At 37.6% G+C, this 17,102-nt stretch carries 18 protein-coding genes; 10 read left to right on the top strand and 8 right to left on the bottom strand.

Going from position 1 to position 17,102, the window contains the following annotated elements:
- Positions 1–5 precede the first annotated feature (5 nt).
- The 6 genes from mnmE to rpmH form a co-directional block, all read right to left on the bottom strand.
- Positions 6–1,385 carry a tRNA uridine-5-carboxymethylaminomethyl(34) synthesis GTPase MnmE gene (mnmE, locus tag VIK44_RS04395; RefSeq protein ID WP_331552630.1) on the bottom strand — a complete coding sequence of 460 codons (1,380 nt, stop codon included), beginning with the start codon at positions 1,383–1,385 and terminating at the stop codon, positions 6–8.
- Positions 1,386–1,516: 131 nt separating this feature from the next.
- Positions 1,517–2,146 carry an RNA-binding cell elongation regulator Jag/EloR gene (gene jag / locus VIK44_RS04400; RefSeq protein WP_331552631.1) on the bottom strand — a complete coding sequence of 210 codons (630 nt, stop codon included), beginning with the start codon at positions 2,144–2,146 and terminating at the stop codon, positions 1,517–1,519.
- A 38-nt stretch (positions 2,147–2,184) separates the two neighbouring features.
- Entirely contained in the window at positions 2,185–3,147 is a 963-nt protein-coding gene (locus VIK44_RS04405) for a YidC/Oxa1 family membrane protein insertase (protein ID WP_331552632.1), read from the bottom strand.
- A 40-nt stretch (positions 3,148–3,187) separates the two neighbouring features.
- A complete protein-coding gene (gene yidD, locus VIK44_RS04410; protein WP_331552633.1) occupies positions 3,188–3,400 on the bottom strand; it encodes a membrane protein insertion efficiency factor YidD in 213 nt (70 codons plus the stop codon).
- 1 nt (position 3,401) lies between these two features.
- Complete coding sequence (rnpA, locus tag VIK44_RS04415) at positions 3,402–3,740, bottom strand: ribonuclease P protein component (RefSeq protein WP_331552649.1); 339 nt, start codon at positions 3,738–3,740, stop codon at positions 3,402–3,404.
- Between the two features lie 63 nt (positions 3,741–3,803).
- A complete protein-coding gene (gene rpmH / locus VIK44_RS04420; RefSeq protein WP_050739311.1) occupies positions 3,804–3,938 on the bottom strand; it encodes a 50S ribosomal protein L34 in 135 nt (44 codons plus the stop codon).
- A 466-nt stretch (positions 3,939–4,404) separates the two neighbouring features.
- Between rpmH and dnaA the strand changes: the two genes are divergently transcribed.
- The 9 genes from dnaA (at position 4,405) to VIK44_RS04465 (ending at position 14,550) form a co-directional block, all read left to right on the top strand.
- On the top strand, positions 4,405–5,760 hold the full coding sequence (gene dnaA / locus VIK44_RS04425; RefSeq protein ID WP_331552634.1) for a chromosomal replication initiator protein DnaA: 1,356 nt from the start codon (positions 4,405–4,407) through the stop codon (positions 5,758–5,760).
- Between the two features lie 210 nt (positions 5,761–5,970).
- Positions 5,971–7,083, top strand: a complete 1,113-nt coding sequence (gene dnaN / locus VIK44_RS04430) for a DNA polymerase III subunit beta (RefSeq protein ID WP_331552635.1) — start codon at positions 5,971–5,973, stop codon at positions 7,081–7,083.
- 202 nt (positions 7,084–7,285) lie between these two features.
- A complete protein-coding gene (locus VIK44_RS04435) occupies positions 7,286–7,507 on the top strand; it encodes an RNA-binding S4 domain-containing protein (protein ID WP_331552636.1) in 222 nt (73 codons plus the stop codon).
- On the top strand, positions 7,507–8,634 hold the full coding sequence (gene recF / locus VIK44_RS04440; RefSeq protein WP_331552637.1) for a DNA replication/repair protein RecF: 1,128 nt from the start codon (positions 7,507–7,509) through the stop codon (positions 8,632–8,634). Before VIK44_RS04435 ends, recF begins: the two co-directional genes overlap by 1 nt.
- Before the next feature lie 10 nt (positions 8,635–8,644).
- Complete coding sequence (gene gyrB / locus VIK44_RS04445) at positions 8,645–10,561, top strand: DNA topoisomerase (ATP-hydrolyzing) subunit B (RefSeq protein WP_331552638.1); 1,917 nt, start codon at positions 8,645–8,647, stop codon at positions 10,559–10,561.
- A gap of 22 nt (positions 10,562–10,583) precedes the next feature.
- Positions 10,584–13,085, top strand: coding sequence for a DNA gyrase subunit A (gene gyrA, locus VIK44_RS04450; protein WP_331552639.1), 2,502 nt, complete (start codon positions 10,584–10,586; stop codon positions 13,083–13,085).
- Complete coding sequence (locus VIK44_RS04455) at positions 13,085–13,537, top strand: PTS sugar transporter subunit IIA (protein ID WP_331552640.1); 453 nt, start codon at positions 13,085–13,087, stop codon at positions 13,535–13,537. The genes gyrA and VIK44_RS04455 overlap by 1 nt, the downstream gene beginning before the upstream one ends.
- A gap of 43 nt (positions 13,538–13,580) precedes the next feature.
- Positions 13,581–14,231: a ribulose-phosphate 3-epimerase gene (rpe, locus tag VIK44_RS04460; protein ID WP_331552641.1), complete on the top strand. Its 651-nt coding sequence runs from the start codon at positions 13,581–13,583 to the stop codon at positions 14,229–14,231.
- Positions 14,232–14,265: 34 nt separating this feature from the next.
- Positions 14,266–14,550, top strand: a complete 285-nt coding sequence (locus tag VIK44_RS04465; protein ID WP_331552642.1) for a PTS sugar transporter subunit IIB — start codon at positions 14,266–14,268, stop codon at positions 14,548–14,550.
- An 86-nt stretch (positions 14,551–14,636) separates the two neighbouring features.
- Here VIK44_RS04465 and VIK44_RS04470 read toward each other — a convergent pair whose 3' ends face one another.
- Positions 14,637–15,440 carry an HAD-IIA family hydrolase gene (locus tag VIK44_RS04470; RefSeq protein WP_331552643.1) on the bottom strand — a complete coding sequence of 268 codons (804 nt, stop codon included), beginning with the start codon at positions 15,438–15,440 and terminating at the stop codon, positions 14,637–14,639.
- 178 nt (positions 15,441–15,618) lie between these two features.
- Here VIK44_RS04470 and epsC point away from each other — a divergent pair, with 178 nt between their 5' ends.
- Positions 15,619–16,161, top strand: coding sequence for a serine O-acetyltransferase EpsC (epsC, locus tag VIK44_RS04475; RefSeq protein WP_331552644.1), 543 nt, complete (start codon positions 15,619–15,621; stop codon positions 16,159–16,161).
- Between the two features lie 160 nt (positions 16,162–16,321).
- Here epsC and VIK44_RS04480 read toward each other — a convergent pair whose 3' ends face one another.
- Entirely contained in the window at positions 16,322–16,888 is a 567-nt protein-coding gene (locus VIK44_RS04480; RefSeq protein ID WP_331552645.1) for a DUF975 family protein, read from the bottom strand.
- Between the last annotated feature and the right edge of the window lie 214 nt (positions 16,889–17,102).

Below are 17,102 nucleotides of genomic sequence, written 5' to 3' on the forward strand. Positions count from 1 at the left end.
CTCCTCTACTTTCCAATACAAAAATTTTTAAAAATTTGATTAATAATATCGATGCCAACCGCTTTTCCGGTAATGCCTCGAAGGGACTCCAGGGCATCCATAATATCAATGGACACCAGTTCAATTGGCATTTTAGTTTTCATTGTAACCATTGCATTTTCTAAGCTGGTTTTGGTCTTTTCTAATAATTGAATATGTCTGGTGTTCGTAATAAGATAATCGGCATCCTGGTTAACCGTTCCATCGTAAACCATATTAACCATTTTATTTTTAAGCACCTCTATCCCCTGCTCTTTAAGTAAAGACATGGGAATCCAGGGCTCTGGAATTTTGCAATCTTCTTTTTTAAGAGCGTCTGTTTTGTTGGCAATATAAATGGTCTTTCTGTTTTTTAAGAGTTCCAGTAACTCTTTCTCTCCCGGAGATACCGCTTGAGAAATATCCCGCATAAAAATAACCAAATTGGTTTGACTTAGCAGTTTTTTTGATTTTTCGACCCCAATTTTTTCAATCAGATTATCCGTTTCCCGAATCCCGGCAGTATCAATAATTTTAAAAGGAATGCCTTGTATGTTAATATATTCTTCAATGGTATCCCGTGTTGTCCCGGGTATTTCTGTTACAATGGCCTTGTCTTCCATGAGTAGGGTGTTCAATAGGGATGATTTCCCGACATTGGGTTCTCCCAGAATGGCAGTGGTAATCCCTTCACGATAGATCTTTCCTGCTTGGGCAACTAAAAGAAGACCTTCAATGATTTTCATGAGTTTATGAATCTCTTTATTAACGAATTCATAGCTGATTTCTTCAATGTCGTATTCAGGATAATCAATATTCACTTCCATATGGGCCAGAATTCCAACAAGAGCACGATCCAACTCTTCAAGTTTTTGTGACAAACGTCCTTTCAGCTGGGCAACCGAGTATTCCAAACTTTTTTCAGTTTTGGCGTTAATAATATCCATGACGGATTCGGCCTGGGTTAAATCTAAACGTCCATTTAAAAAGGCCCGCTTCGTAAATTCTCCCGGCTCCGCTAAGCGTGCACCAGCCTTAATGACAAGACTTAGTATTTTACGAAGGGGTACAATCCCGCCGTGACAATTTATTTCGACCACATCCTCCGCAGTATACGAGTGGGGAGCCTTCATTTTAGAAATCAAAACCTCATCGACTTCTTTTTTTGTGCCGGGATCGATAATTCTTCCATATAAAAGCTGATGACTTAATGCTTCCGACAGCGTTTTTTCTTTAGGATTTACAAAAAGCGCATTACCAATATCAACCGCGTCTTTTCCACTGATTCTTATGATGCCAATGCCTGCCCCACCTAAACCGGTGGCCACAGCAGCAATGGTATCGTCATTAAGCAATAAGACTTCCACATTGTTCTCCTGACTTATTAATTCTTTTCTAATCACTCATAATAGTATAATTTAAGCACTCTGACAAGTAAGTAATTTTTTAAAACTAAAAAAAGCACTAACTTTTCATCGTTAGTGCTTTTAAATGATGTTTAGTTTTTGTCTTTAAGTTGAATGGCCACACGACGATAGGGCTCTTCCCCTTCACTAAATGTATATATCTTATCATGATTTTGGAGTTTTGCATGAATAATACGTCTTTCTGACGGATTCATGGGCTCGAGTATCATTTTCTTTTGGTAGTGGATGGCTTTTTCGGCCATTTTTTCTGCCAGTTCTTCTAAGGTTTTTTCTCTTTTAGCCCGATAATCCTCGGTATCAAGAACAACACGGACATAATCCTCGCTATGGCGATTAATCACAAGACTCACAAGGTACTGAATAGAATCTAAGGTTTGTCCTCGACGACCGATGAGAATTCCCATGTCATTTCCTTCAATGTCAATGAATAAGACATTGTCTTCAAGACGCGTCTTGAAGGAACAGGGGATTTTCATGGCTTCAAACACTTGAGTTAAAAAATCAGTGGCCTTCTGGACAGGATCATTAAGAAGGGTCACTTCTACAATGGCCTCCTTTTTCCCGAAAAGTTTCATTAAACCACTATCTGGTACTTGAATGATATTTGTCTCAACCTGATCTTTGGTAACACCCAATTGCTGTAAGCCTTTGTTAATGGCATCTTCAACGGTTTTACCGGTACCTGTTACTGTCTTATTCATTATCCCTCTCCTTAGCTTAAAAGTATTCTGGGTTCTATTTACTTGTTTTCGTAACGTCTCTTGGCTTTTTGATAATCAGCTTCCTGTGAAGGATTTCTTTCCGGAATCTCTGTTATTGGCATCTTACGCTGTTCTACCGGCATTTGATTATACTTTTTTTTACTTTGAACTTTTTTACCTGAAGCAGGCCGCGTCAAAGGTTTTTTATGTTCGCTGTCCTGATCTTTTACATTTGACTTTTTTGCATTTGGATTGTGAGCAGCTCGTTTTTCTGCCAGTTCTTCGCGTTTTTCCTTTTCTGCTTCAGCCACTCGACGTTCTGCTTCTTCAATTGAAAAATCAGGTTCCGGCATTCGCAACATGAAAAATTGTTGGAAAAAGGTAAATATGTTCTGGACAACCCAGTATAAAGCAACCCCAGCCGGCATGGATATAGAGATATAACCAATCATGATCGGCATTGCATACAGCATGATTTTCTGGGTTTTTGCATTGGGATCATCCGGATTCATGGTGGTAGCGGACATCGTAAACTTTTGGGTAATAAAAGTGAATACTGCTGCTAGTATTGGTAATATGTAAAGTGGATCCGGAGCCCCAAGATTGGGAATCCATAAAAAGGACATATCAATGGAGTTGATAATACCATGGGGAAATACCCAAGTTTCAGGTGATCTCAGTGTTCCATAAAGACCGATTAAAATCGGGAATTGTAATAATAAGGGTAAACAACCACCTGCTGGGTTTACCTTAAATGTTTTATACAGCTTCAGGGTTTCTTCGTTTAATTTTTCCTTATTATTCTTATACTTTTTACTTATTTTTTTAATTTCAGGCTGTAGACGTTGCATGTCCTTCATGGATTTAGTTTGCTTAATATTAAGTGGAAGCAGTATTACCTTGACCAACAATGTAAATATAATAATTGACCAGCCATAATGTCCAATAATATCATAAATCTGTAAAAGGACCCAACCAAAACTCTGGTATAGAAAATCCATTCATTAACTCCTTAAAGTAGTTTTCCCTGGATGCATGGCATTAGGGAAGGGGATCATATCCCCCGGGATTAAAGGGATGGCATTTGACAATACGTTTTCCACCCAAGTAGATTCCCTTGAAAACACCGTATTTTTCAACGGCTAAAATAAAATATTCTGAGCAAGTCGGATTAAAACGACAATTATTTCCTAAAAAGGGGGATAGAAATTTTTGATACCCCCGGATTATTGTTATTAGAAGCTTTTTTAACATTTCATCGCCTCATGAGATTTTTCTTATAAAACAAATGTTTTAATGATTTTTCCAAATGACTGTATTTTTCTTTCTCACTTGATCCTTTAGCGATAATAACGAAATCGTAACCTAATAAAAAAGAATCTTCATTAAGTCGATAGGCCTCTTTAATTCTTCGTTTGATTTTGTTTCTGACAACCGCTTTTTTAGAAATCTTTTTACTGACCACAATTCCCAGTCGGTTGGTTTCCATCATATTTTTCAGATAATACATCACGAAAGTTTTATTTCCAAATACTTCCCCTGTTTTAAAAACCCGGTTAAAGTCATTTTGTTTCTTTAGGGAATTTATTTTCACCAAAGGAATTCTCCTTTTTTTTTTAAACAAAAGACCGCTTATTAAAAAACGGTCTGGAAAGGACTATGCTGATAATTTTTCTCTTCCTTTTTGTCTTCTTTTCTTTAAAATAAGTCGACCGCTTTTAGTGAACATTCTTTTTCTAAAACCATGCTCTCTTTTACGTTGTCTTACTTTTGGTTGATAAGTTCTTTTCAATTCGACACCCCCTGACTTACATTTTATCTTCATTTGTTTATAAGTTTATAATACTTTTACCCTAGAATTATATAATCTTGCCTATTTTCTGTCAAGATATATTATTAATTCTTTAAAATACTAATGGAATTTCCCAATTTAAAGGTTTATTCTATTTTTGATTGAATGCTCATCCACAATTTGTTATACTGGTAACACTGAATTGTGGATAAAAGTTGATATTACATAAGTTTGTCCACAGAATAACGTTTTTTGTTGATAAGTTGGGGATAACTTGTGTTGTTTTCTTAATATTCTCATCATTGCCGGGTTTTCCATATGGACAACTTTTTTTATTTATCAACAGTTATTCCAATTATTCGCTTGATTTATTTACCTATTCACATTAAAATAGATATTCTGTGCATAAATTAGCTATTTATCCACAGAGATATTCTTAAATTTAGGAAAACGGAGGTTCAATTTAATGGACACTTCTTTTAAAAAAATATGGGATTCAGCCCTGGAAATTATTAAACCTGACATTAGCTCGACAAGCTTTAATACCTGGTTTTTAAAAATCAAACCCATTAACTACATTAATAACACCTATTATTTTTTAACTGAAAATGAATTTGAAAAAGGCATCTTAGAAAGCCGTCACATTCCGCTCATTACTAATGCCCTGGCCGAAGTAACGGGCAAAGTAGGACAGGTTAAGATTGTATTGAAAGAAAAAGATGCAATGATTCCCAATACCAATTTAACAAACCCCATAACAGTCACTTCCCGAGAAGATGATACCTCAATGAATCGCAGTACTTCCATGAACCCGAAGTACACGTTTGAAAGTTTTGTCATCGGTGAAAATAACCGTTTTGCTCATGCCGCCTGTGTGGCTGTTTCTGAAGCACCTTCAGAAAGATATAACCCCTTATTTATTTATGGCGGTGTTGGTTTAGGCAAAACCCATCTGATGCAGGCAATCGGGCATTATATTTTGTCCTATGCGCCACAAAAAAAAGTTATTTATGTTTCCTGTGAAAAATTCACCAATGAATTCATTGATGCCATTCAAAATAAGACGAATATTGCCTTTAGAAATAAATATCGTAATGCTGATATTCTGTTAATTGATGACATTCAGTTTTTAGCCAAAAAAGAAGGAACTCAGGAAGAATTCTTTCATACCTTTAACACCCTTCACCAGGAAAACAAACAAATCGTCATCAGCAGCGATCGGCCACCAAGAGAAATACAAACCCTTGAGGAACGTCTTCGTTCACGTTTTGAAAGTGGCCTTATTACAGATATTTATGCACCTAATTTTGAAACACGAATTGCCATTATCCGAAAAAAAGCTGAATCCTTCAGTGATGAAATTCCTAATGAGGTTTTAAGTTTTATTGCAGATAGCATTCATTCAAATATCCGGGAGCTTGAAGGCGCATTAACAACGGTTTTTGCCTATTCAAAACTTCATAATGCCCCTATTAATATAGAATCTGCTAAAAACGCCCTTAAGGATATCTTCAGAAAAAAAGAAGATATTATTATTACCAGCGAATATATTAAGGAAGTCACAGCAAAATACTTTAATATTACCGTTGAAGACATGAATTCTAAAAAAAGAACCCGGGCCATTTCCCTGCCCAGGCAAGTCGCCATGTATATTACAAGAGACATTACCGATCTTTCTCTTCCTCGTATTGGTGATGAGTTTGGTGGCAGAGATCACTCGACTGTCATTCATGGCTGTCAGAAAATCACTGAAGAAATGGAAAATAATACTGACTTTAAAAACCTCATACTCAGGATAGAAAGAGAAATCCAAGGGGAATAAATCATCAACAATCCATCAACAGTCCTTACCATTATTATTGACTGTTTATCCACAGCTTATCCCCTTGTGAAAATTAAGATTTTTGATTGACTGAAGAGCTTTGACAGGTTATCCACACTATCCACACCCCCTACTACTATTATTACTATTAATTATATATAGTATTATAACTAAAGGGGTGTTCCAAAATTTATAAATAGAGGTATCCTTATGAAATTTAATTGTTCAAAAGAAAGTTTAATGGGGGCTTTAAATATAGCCCAAAAGGCAGTATCTTCAAAAACAACTCTCCCGATTCTTGAAGGCATCCTTTTTAGTGTTCAAGATAAAAACTTATTACTAAGAAGCACGGATTTAGAAATAGGAGTAGAAGTTATTATCCCTGCTGAAGTGGAACAAGAAGGTGCGATCGTCCTTTCTTCTACCATTACCGGTGAACTCATTCGAAAGATGTCAGGTTCTGATGTTTTTTTTGAAAGTGATGACCATAACCAAATGAAGATTGAATGTCTTTTATCAAACTTTACCTTAAAAGGTTTGGCAACCGATGAATTTCCGGATTTTCCTGAAATAATTGAAGATCATATTTTTTCCATTGAATCATCAGTTTTAAGAGAATTGATCAAAGGAACATTATTTTCTGTTGCTACCAATGAAAATATTCCGGTACTGACCGGGGTTAAAATAGAGTTGCAAGGTAATGATATTAATCTTATTGCTTTAGATGGTTATCGTCTTGCCTTACGATCAGGAAAAATAAAGGAAAGTCTGGAAGAAGATCTCAGTGTGATTATTCCTTCTAAATCCTTATCTGAAATTAATAAGGTTTTATCAAACTATACAGGGGAAGTGATTGTAAAGTTTTCAAAAAATCAAATATTTTTTCAAATTGACAATACTCAGTTTACTTCAAGGCTACTTGAAGGTGAGTTTATTAATTATAAACAGATTATTCCAGTTGAAAAAACAACTCAGGTTCGTGTCAATCGTCGCTTGCTTTTGGAAAGCAGCGAACGGGCAGCACTGCTGGCCAGAGAAGGTAAAAATAATCTCATTAAAATGGATTTTAATCAGGATCAATTAATTTTAACTTCAAATGCAGATATTGGGGATGTTTTTGAAATCATACCGATTGTAAACAGTGGGGAGTCATTAAAAATTGCTTTTAACTCAAAATTTTTAATTGATGCCTTGCGGGTAATTGATGGCGAAGAATTTATTATGGATATGACCACATCTGTTGGACCGGGAGTTCTCCTTCCTGCTGAAGGGAATGATTTTATTTACCTTATTTTACCGGTTCGAGTTGCGGAAGAAAACTAAAAGAGTAGAATGATATAGTTTGAAAAAGCAGGGGTTTATTTGCGTTAAATGACTGGTTTTTCAGACTATGTTTTTTATTTTATGTTATAATGTCTTAGTTAAATCTTTATAATATGAAAATTTAATCAATTTTGGCTGAAATAAAGGGAATTTATGACGTTCTCTTTCATTTTTGTGAAAAATATAATGAGTGAGGTAAAACATGCAAATTATTGAAATTACAACGGAGTATATAAAAATGGATCAACTCATTAAATTTGCTGGAATTGTCCAAAATGGCAGTGATGCAAAATTTATGATAGCCGATGGATTGGTTCGTTTAAATGGAGAGTTGTGCAAACAAAGAGGTAAAAAAATAAGAAATGGTGATATCATTGAAATTAAGGATTGCGAAACCCTGGAGGTAAAAGGGCCGCGCTCCTAATGTTCATAGAAGATTTACAATTGATTCATTTCCGAAATTACGAACATGAAGTGATTAATTTTAAAAAAGGCATAAATGTTGTTGTCGGTGAAAATGCCCAGGGAAAAACAAACCTGATTGAAGCCATGTTTTTTTTGTCCCGTGGTTATAGTCATCGTGCTTCGAATCTGTCAGAACTTGCCCAATGGGAACAGGATGACTTTTTTATTAATGCCCATGTGGTAAGTGCTGGCGTAAAACACAAAATAACAATGAAAAGCAATCAAGGAAAACGCCAAATCCTTTTGGATGACAAAACAGGGAAAAGAGACAGAATTAATGGGGTTTTCAATACCATTCTTTTTGAACCGGAAGACTTGAAAATTGTCAAAGAAGGGCCTGATAAACGGCGGCGTTTTTTAAATCAGGAAATTTCCGGATTTCGACCGGAATATCATTATCTGCTTCGCGATTATGAGAAGGTCTTAAATCAAAGAAATACACTGCTAAAAAATATTCACTATCAGCCCAGTCTCAGAGAAACTCTCAGTGTTTGGGATGAACAGCTCGTCAGCATTGGCACGCGACTGATGAACCATCGGATTCGTTATTTACATCGTTTAAATAAGGAGGCCGGTGTTATTCATAAAATCTTGAGTCAGGGAAATGAAAACCTGACGCTATATTATCAAAATAATATTATTGACTCACTCGAAGATGCAGCGAGACTTAAAAATATTTTCAAACAACGCCTGGAAGGGTGCCGGGAAGAAGAAATTAACAGAGGGTCCACCATATACGGACCTCATGTGGATGATATCCTTATTGAAATTAACGGGAAAGATGCCAGACGTTATGGATCACAGGGTCAACAACGTTCGGCGGCTATTTCACTTAAATTATCCCAAATAGAGATATACTATGAAAACACCGGAGAATATCCGGTGGTGCTTTTAGATGATATTTTTTCAGAACTTGATGAAAGCAGGCGTCAAAGTATTATTAAACTTTTAAATAAAACCCAGGCCTTTATTACCTGTACCGAAGATGTGATAAGACAGAGGGATGAAATGCCTTTTAAAAAAAATGTCATTCATATTCAGCAGGGAAAGGTAAATAAAATCACATCAGAAAACCATGAAAATTAGGAGGAAACAAATGTCAGAAAAGAATACAGATATATATACCGCAGATCAGATCCAGGTCCTTGAGGGCCTGGAGGCTGTTCAAAAAAGACCTGGAATGTATATCGGAAACACCGGATTACGGGGGCTGCATCATTTAGTTTATGAGGTTGTCGACAATAGTATCGATGAGGCACTTGCAGGCTTTTGCAAAAATATTACGGTTACCATCCATGATGATGATTCCATTACGGTTGTGGATGATGGCCGTGGAATTCCAACCGGAATGAATCATGCCCAGGGAAAAACCGGTGTCGAACTGGCACTGACAGTGCTCCATGCCGGCGGTAAATTTGGGGGCGGAGGCTATAAAGTTTCCGGAGGTCTCCATGGTGTTGGCGTTTCAGTTGTTAATGCTTTATCTGAAAAGCTCACCGTTGAGGTCAAACAAAAAGGTCAGATATTTTTTCAAACCTTTGAAAAAGGAAAACCCATTGGTGATCTTACGGTTACCGGAACCACCAACCGAACCGGAACCACCATTTATTTTAAACCGGATAAAGATATTTTCGAAGAAACTGAATTTGATTTTGATATTTTAGAGCATCGGCTGAGAGAACTGGCCTTTTTAAATAAGGGACTTTCCATAAAACTTATAAATGAAAAAGATGATCCGAAAAGAAAAGAAACCTATTGCTATTCAGGTGGGATTCATTCTTATGTGGAATATATGAATCGCAATAAAGATCCATTGTATGATAAAATTTCTTACTTTGAAAAAGAGCAAAATGATTATGCCATTGAAATTGCTTTTCAATACACTACTGGTTATTCCGAAAATATTTTTTCCTATGCCAATAATATTAATACCCCGGAAGGGGGAACCCATCTTAATGGGTTTAAAAGTGCCTTAACAAGGAGTGTTAACAGCTATGCCCGAAAAAACGGGTTTTTAAAAGGCAACGATAAGAATCTTACAGGTGAAGATGCCAGAGAAGGTCTAACAGCCATTGTCAGCATCAAACTGCTGGATCCGCAATTTGAAGGACAAACAAAATCAAAATTGGGAAATACTGAAGTCAAAGGGATTGTTGAAACCATTGTGGGAGATCAGCTGTCAGCCCTGATGGAAGAAAACCCGGGAATTGCCAAAAGTATTATCGAAAAAACATTATCCGCAGCCAGAGCCAGAGAGGCGGCAAAAAAAGCCCGTGAGTTTACCAGAAGAAAAAGTGCTTTGGATTCCACCGCCCTGCCTGGTAAGTTAGCCGATTGCCGTGAAAAAGATCCTGCTTTATCCGAGCTCTACATTGTCGAAGGGGACTCGGCTGGTGGCTCTGCCAAATCCGGCCGAGATTCTAAAACCCAGGCGATTTTACCGCTGCGTGGTAAAATCTTAAATGTCGAAAAAGCAAGATTGGATCGAATTTTAACCACCGATTCGTTAAAATCCATGATTATCGCCTTTGGTACCGGGGTTGGAGAAGATTTTAATGTTGAAAAAGCCCGGTATCATAAAATTATTATGATGACAGATGCGGATGTGGATGGGGCCCATATCAGAACCCTGCTGTTAACCTTCTTTTACCGCTATATGCCAGGGCTGATAGAAGCCGGATATGTGTATATCGCCCAGCCACCCCTTTATAAAATAACCCGGGGAAAACATGTTGATTATGCCTATACCGATCGCGGTCTCGAAAAGAAATTAGCAGAAGTGGAAGATCGCTCCAGAGTCAGCCTCCAGCGTTACAAAGGTCTTGGAGAAATGGATGCTCACCAACTGTGGGAAACCACCATGGATCCCAGTGTGCGGACCCTTCTTCAGGTTAATATTGAAGAAGCCTCCTATGCTGATGAAATATTTACCATTCTTATGGGTGACAAGGTTCAGCCACGAAAGGAATTCATCGAACGTAACGCCAGGAAAGTTAAGAATCTGGACATTTAGTCATAAGGGAGTAAAAAAATAAATGGAAGAATTAATTGAATTTGATCGAATAAAACACGTTAACATAGAAGAAGAAATGAAAAATTCCTATATTGACTATGCCATGAGCGTTATTATCGGACGTGCTTTACCGGATGTCAGAGATGGTTTAAAACCGGTGCATCGCCGAATATTGTATGCCATGAGTGAGTTAGGATTGTCACCAGAAAAATCCTTTCGTAAATCGGCTCGTATTGTCGGGGATGTTTTAGGTAAGTATCATCCTCATGGTGACACCGCTGTTTACGAAGCCATGGTACGTATGGCTCAGCCCTGGTCAACCCGATACCTCACCGTCAATGGTCAGGGAAACTTTGGTTCCATTGATGGGGACAGTCCGGCGGCTATGCGTTATACCGAAGCAAAAATGGGTAAAATTGCCATGGAATTACTTCGGGACATTAATAAAGAAACCGTTAATTTTATCCCAAACTTTGATGAGTCAGAATCGGAACCAACGGTATTACCGGCAAAATACCCCAACCTTTTAGTCAATGGTTCTTCAGGAATTGCGGTGGGAATGGCAACGAATATTCCACCGCATAACCTGGGCGAAATTATTGACGGAACCGTGGCTTTTATAGATGATCCGGAAATTACCATTGATGAGCTCATGAAGCATGTCAAAGGCCCTGATTTTCCAACATCAGGGATTATTCTGGGAAAATCAGGCATTAAAAGTGCTTATCGCACCGGCCGGGGCAGGGTAAAGGTTCGAGGAAAAGTCGAATTTACAACAACCAAAAAAGGAAAAAAACAAATCATTATTACCGAAATTCCTTACATGGTTAATAAAGCCAAATTAGTCGAAAAAATTGCAGATCTTGTCAAGGAAAAAAAGGTTGAGGGCATTTCAGACTTAAGGGATGAAACTGATCTTAAAAAAGGGATTTCCATTGTCATTGATTTAAAAAGGGATGCCAATGAAACCATTATTATCAATCAATTGTACAAGCATACCCAATTACAGGACACCTTTGGAATTATTATGCTGGCATTGGTTAAGAATGAACCCAAGGTTCTTAATTTAAAAGAAATGTTATTCTACTACATTGAGCATCAAAAAGAAATTATCACCAGAAGAACCATTTTCGATTTAAAAAAGGCGGAAGCCAGAGCTCATATTTTAGAAGGCTTAAAAATTGCACTGGATCATATTGATGAGGTTATTAAAATCATCCGCGCTGCAGCTGATGGAAAAATAGCAAAAGTAAAACTAATTGAACGTTTTATGTTATCCGACATCCAGGCCCAGGCCATTTTGGATATGCGTCTCCAACGCTTAACCGGTCTTGAACGGGAAAAAATCGAAGAAGAATATCGAGAACTACTGGTGACCATTGGCAAATTAAAAGCCATTCTAGCGGATGAACAGTTAGTTTTAAATATTATCAAAGAAGAATTATTGGAAATTAAAGAGAAATTTGCTGATAAACGCCGAACTGCTTTTGATATTGATGTGGAAGACTTTGAAATTGAAGATCTTATTGAAGAAGAAGAAGTCGTTATTACGATGACCCATATCGGTTATGTAAAACGGATCACCGCAGACAATTATCGTTCACAAAAACGCGGCGGCAAGGGGATTACCGCCCTGAGTACCCGGGAAAATGATTTTGTGGAACATCTCTTTACCACCACTACCCATCACTATCTGATGTTCTTTACCAATCTTGGCAAAGTCTATCGTTTAAAAGCTTTTGAGATACCGGAAGGCGGACGTACCGCCCGTGGCACTGCTATTGTTAACCTCCTTCCATTGGAAGCCGGGGAACAAATTGCAACCATGATTCCAGTCAAAGAATTTACCGAAGATAAATATTTGATTATGGCAACCAAACAGGGAATCATTAAAAAAACAAATTTAACAGAATATGATACATCACGAAAAAATGGCATTATCGCCATTAATCTCAGAGAAGAAGATGAGCTCATTAATGTTCGCCTGGTTGTTGAGGATGAAGAAATTGTTATGGGAACTCAAAGTGGTTATGCCATTCGTTTTAATTCAGAAGAAGTGAGATCCATCAGTCGTACCTCCATTGGAGTACGGGGTATTGATCTTCGAAAAGATGATGTTGTTGTGGGAATGGATATTGTAAAAAAAGAGCTATTTGTTCTTTGTGTCAGTGAAAACGGCTATGGAAAACTTAGCGCTTCGGATTTATATCGCTCACAAAAGCGTGGCGGAAAAGGTGTTCAGACCTATAAGGTTACCAAGAAAACCGGAAAGTTGGTTGGTTTCTGTGTGATTAGTCGTGATGGTGAAATTATGATGATTAATAACCAGGGTGTTGTAATCAGGCTTTCAGGCAATGATATTACAGCGGTAGGGCGTAATACCCAGGGTGTTCGACTTATGAAGCTTAAACCCGAAGAATCCATTAAAACAATATCTAAAGTTTATAAGGAGACGGTAGTGGATGATTTTGAGGAAGAAGACGACCAACAAATAAGCCTCAAGGTTGATACTGAAAAAGAATAATGGAGTCATTAATCCAGGAAAACCGAATAGAAGTAAATTATTTTGCAAAAAATCAATTTGAAGCCATAGAAATGGCTGCAAAACCGCTGAAAGAACAAGGCTTTGTCAGTGACGGTTTTGTTGGGGCTGTTATGGAACGAGAGAAAAATTTTCCGACCGGATTACCCACATCCGTAGGGGTTGCACTTCCTCATACAGAAGCAGGCTATGTGGTTAATGAAGGCATCTCAATTCTTACCCTGGAAAAACCAATAATTTTTTTAGGAATGGGAAACCCAAAAGAGGAGGTGCCGGTAGAAATTATTTTTTTACTGGCCATTAATAATCCGGTAAAACAAATAAATGTGCTGCAAACTATTGTTACCATCATCCAAGATGAAAAGGTTTTACAAGAAATAAAAGATGCTGAGAATTCCAAAACCGTATACAATCTAATTACTCAATATATTTAAGCGTTAATAAAAAATTAATGATGAACGAGAAAGAGAAGAATTCATGAATTTTAAAATAGCACCATCCATGCTCAGTGCAGACTTTGCCAATCTTGAAAGAGATTTAAAAAAAGTTGAGGAAAGTGGTGCAGACCTTCTTCATCTGGATATTATGGATGGACACTTTGTACCAAACATTACCATGGGTCCAGATCAGGTCGCACAGCTTCGAAAAACCACAACTCTGCTATTTGACGTTCATTTAATGATCAGTGAACCACTGAAGTACATTAATCAATTTGCCGATTCCGGTGCGGATATCATTACCGTTCATGTAGAATCCCAGGGGGATATTCAGGCTTGTATTGATGCCATTGTGGCAAAAGGTGTGAAGCCCGGACTTGTTTTATCACCAGATACACCAGTCACATTACTGGAACCTTATCTTGATCAGGTGAGCATGATCCTGTTAATGTCTGTCTACCCGGGCTTTGGGGGACAAAGTTATATCCAAAAAACCACCGAAAAAATAAAAGCCTGTCGGAAAATGATCAATAATCGTCCCATTGACCTGGAGATTGATGGTGGCGTGAATTTTAAAAACCTTAAAGAAATAGCCGATGCCGGAGCTAATATTTTTGTTTCGGGTTCCTGCCTTTTTAAAGGCGATATGAAAGAAAATATAAAAAGATTTAGAAAAATTATTCAAGAATAGCGGATTGAACAACCTGAAAGAGGGAGGAAAATCAATGAAACTTGTTTTAGTTGCGTGTGGGACAGCATTGGCAACCTCAACTGTCGTGGCAAAAAAGATTGAAACAATTGCCAGAGAGTATGGGATTGAATGCAGAACAGTTAAGGCAAGAGTCTCGGAGGCTTTTAAAAAATCAAAGGAACTTCATCCGGACGCGATTGTCTGTACCTGCCAGCTAGAGGGAGAATCAGATATTCCCATCATAAATGGCCACGCCTTTCTTACCGGTATCAATATTCAAAGCACCATCGATCAATTAATTGAGATTTTAAAAAAATAGTGTTTGACAAAAAAAGGTCGAATTTTCATCTGAGCCACCTCAGCATGGAAATTTGACCTTTTTTATGAATTTTATTTATAAAAAAATTATTTCAACCCGAGACCGGCAACAATTTCATCAATTCCGGTTAAAATATGATCGGGACGATAAGGAAAATCATCCACAGTCTCAAGGGTGGAAACCCCACTGAGAACCAAAAGTGTTGTCAGTCCTGATTCAATTCCGGCAATAATGTCCGTGTCCATCCGATCTCCAATAATAGCAGCATCCTCACTGTGAACACCTAAACGTTTAATGCCGGTACGCATCATCAAGGGGTTTGGCTTTCCCACATAATAGGCAGCTTTACCTGTGACAAGCTCAATGGGAGCCACAAAAGCACGGCAGGCGGGAATAATGCCTTTCTCGGTAGGGCTCGTTAAATCAGGGTTGGTACCGATGAGCTTCGCACCTTTTTGGATAAGTCTCACTGCCCTGAGAATATTGTTATAATTATAATTACGGGTTTCACCGATGATCACATAATCGGGATTGACATCGTTCATGCTGATTTCTGCATCATAAAGAGCATTAATCAGTCCCGGTTCTCCAATAACATAGGCGGAACATCCCGGGGCCTGATCTTTTATAAATTTAGCGGTTGCCAAAGCACTGGTATAAAAATGACTTTCATCAATTTCCAAACCAAGTCGGTTTAGCTTTTCTTTTAATTCAATCGGGGAGCGTTCACTGGAGTTGGTTAAGAATAGGAAATTTTTATCTTCGGCATATAGCCAGTTTACAAATTCCGATACACCGGGTAGAAGACGGTTGCCGTGGTAGATCACACCATCCATGTCGCAGAGAAAGCCTTTCTTGGCCTTTAGTATTTCTTTTAATTCTTCGTTCATAAGGTACCTCCAAATTTCTTGTTTCTTTTCACTATTCATGCTTTAGTAGTTACTATTAAAGCATGAATCTTCCTAAAAATAAAGGGTTTTTATGTAAAATCTATTGACAAAAAATAGCGACCAAATTATAATTTAATTAATTCCAGGTGGAATACTTGGAATTAAAGGAGTTAAGCATATGTTTTCAGGTTTTAAAGCAATAATGAAAGATATTAAAGTGACCATGCGTAAAGATCCGGCAGCGAGATCTGCCATTGAGGTTTATTTTTTATACCCTCATATTAAAGCTTTAAAAAGTTATCGAAAGTCACATAGGCTTTATGAAAAAGGACATTTTTTTGCTGCCCGCTGGGTCTCCCAGAGAGCAAGGAGAAAAACCGGCATTGAGATCCATCCCGGAGCGCAAATTGGTGAAAATCTTTTCATCGATCATGGCATGGGTGTGGTGATTGGTGAAACAACCATTATCGGAGATAATGTAACCCTTTATCAGGGTGTGACCCTGGGGGGAACCGGAAAAGATAAAGGCAAGCGCCATCCCACCCTTGGAAATTGCGTGGTTGTTGGGTCCGGGGCAAAAATATTAGGGAATATTTACATAGCTCCCGGAACAAAAGTTGGGGCCAATGCAGTGGTATTAAAGGATACAACCCATGAATCCACAGCGGTGGGAATCCCGGCTCGGGTGATTGATAAAGGAATCTGGTATTTTAATTTATAAAAATAAATAGACCGTTGGTTTAAAAAAAATTTCTGTGTATAGAAAAACCTCACACAAAAACTCAATGTTTCGGCGTAAGGCTTTTTTTTTTCTTAATTTTGACTAAGCTAATTCTGTGGCATGAACAGTACCGGTTTCCAAGGCATGGTCTTTTATTTCTTCATAAAGGCCAGCTAAAGAGATGTACATATAAGGGTTGGAATAAAAAGATCCCAACCAGCCCGAAAGTAATGCCGCTGAGCAACAACCATCCGATAAAACTAAGGTACATCACAAAGATATCCCCTTTATAACCTTCAGTCATCCGCATTGAAATTTTTAGAGCTTCCTGGGGGTTGACATTGGGGTGATCCGCCAAAATATAAGGCGTCATGGAATAGGCAAAGGCTTTAATAATACCGGGGATAATAAAAAGCAAGGTCCATAGAATAGTAAAGAGGGTCATCCAAAGCATTCCCCCAAGTTTTCGTCCGTAATTGCTAAAGCCAGAGGTGAACATGGTTTCAATGGTAGGGGTTTCGCCTCGGTAAATGCTTAACGAGAAGTAGTTAAGACCTACCACCATGGGCAGTGTTACGAGTAAGTAAATAGGTAGAATAAGGAAGGAAAGAACATAAGAGGCAACAGAAATAATTAACAGAGCGAGAACAGTTGCACCAACGGAAATCCAATAAGTATTAGAAAATTGCTTTTTGGAAATCATTTTAATTTCCTGTCTTGTTTTCATAAAAATCTCCTTTTTATTTATTATTATATAAAAGTACAGAAGGGGGTTAAGTTTTCTGTAAATATATACCAAAAAAAGCTTTAGTGGATAAGAGTACAAAAGAATCAGGTATTCATGGTATAATAATGATTGGATGTTATCCAAAGAAGATTATCTTAAAATATAATTAATTTTAAGAATCTCCGTTTATGATAACACAGTTTAAGAAAAAGGG

The sequence above is a fragment of the Acetobacterium sp. genome, assembly GCF_036508315.1.
In the GTDB taxonomy this organism is placed as follows: domain Bacteria; phylum Bacillota; class Clostridia; order Eubacteriales; family Eubacteriaceae; genus Acetobacterium.

Coding starts and splice junctions, on each gene's coding strand:
- VIK44_RS04470 (WP_331552643.1), bottom strand. CDS start 15,440: ATGAACGAAGAATTAAAAGAAATACTAAAGGCCAAGAAAGGCTTTCTC.
- VIK44_RS04405 (WP_331552632.1), bottom strand. CDS start 3,147: ATGGATTTTCTATACCAGAGTTTTGGTTGGGTCCTTTTACAGATTTAT.
- gyrB (WP_331552638.1), top strand. CDS start 8,645: ATGTCAGAAAAGAATACAGATATATATACCGCAGATCAGATCCAGGTC.
- jag (WP_331552631.1), bottom strand. CDS start 2,146: ATGAATAAGACAGTAACAGGTACCGGTAAAACCGTTGAAGATGCCATT.
- epsC (WP_331552644.1), top strand. CDS start 15,619: ATGTTTTCAGGTTTTAAAGCAATAATGAAAGATATTAAAGTGACCATG.
- VIK44_RS04455 (WP_331552640.1), top strand. CDS start 13,085: ATGGAGTCATTAATCCAGGAAAACCGAATAGAAGTAAATTATTTTGCA.
- dnaN (WP_331552635.1), top strand. CDS start 5,971: ATGAAATTTAATTGTTCAAAAGAAAGTTTAATGGGGGCTTTAAATATA.
- gyrA (WP_331552639.1), top strand. CDS start 10,584: ATGGAAGAATTAATTGAATTTGATCGAATAAAACACGTTAACATAGAA.
- yidD (WP_331552633.1), bottom strand. CDS start 3,400: ATGTTAAAAAAGCTTCTAATAACAATAATCCGGGGGTATCAAAAATTT.
- rpe (WP_331552641.1), top strand. CDS start 13,581: ATGAATTTTAAAATAGCACCATCCATGCTCAGTGCAGACTTTGCCAAT.
- dnaA (WP_331552634.1), top strand. CDS start 4,405: ATGGACACTTCTTTTAAAAAAATATGGGATTCAGCCCTGGAAATTATT.
- VIK44_RS04435 (WP_331552636.1), top strand. CDS start 7,286: ATGCAAATTATTGAAATTACAACGGAGTATATAAAAATGGATCAACTC.
- VIK44_RS04480 (WP_331552645.1), bottom strand. CDS start 16,888: ATGAAAACAAGACAGGAAATTAAAATGATTTCCAAAAAGCAATTTTCT.
- recF (WP_331552637.1), top strand. CDS start 7,507: ATGTTCATAGAAGATTTACAATTGATTCATTTCCGAAATTACGAACAT.
- VIK44_RS04465 (WP_331552642.1), top strand. CDS start 14,266: ATGAAACTTGTTTTAGTTGCGTGTGGGACAGCATTGGCAACCTCAACT.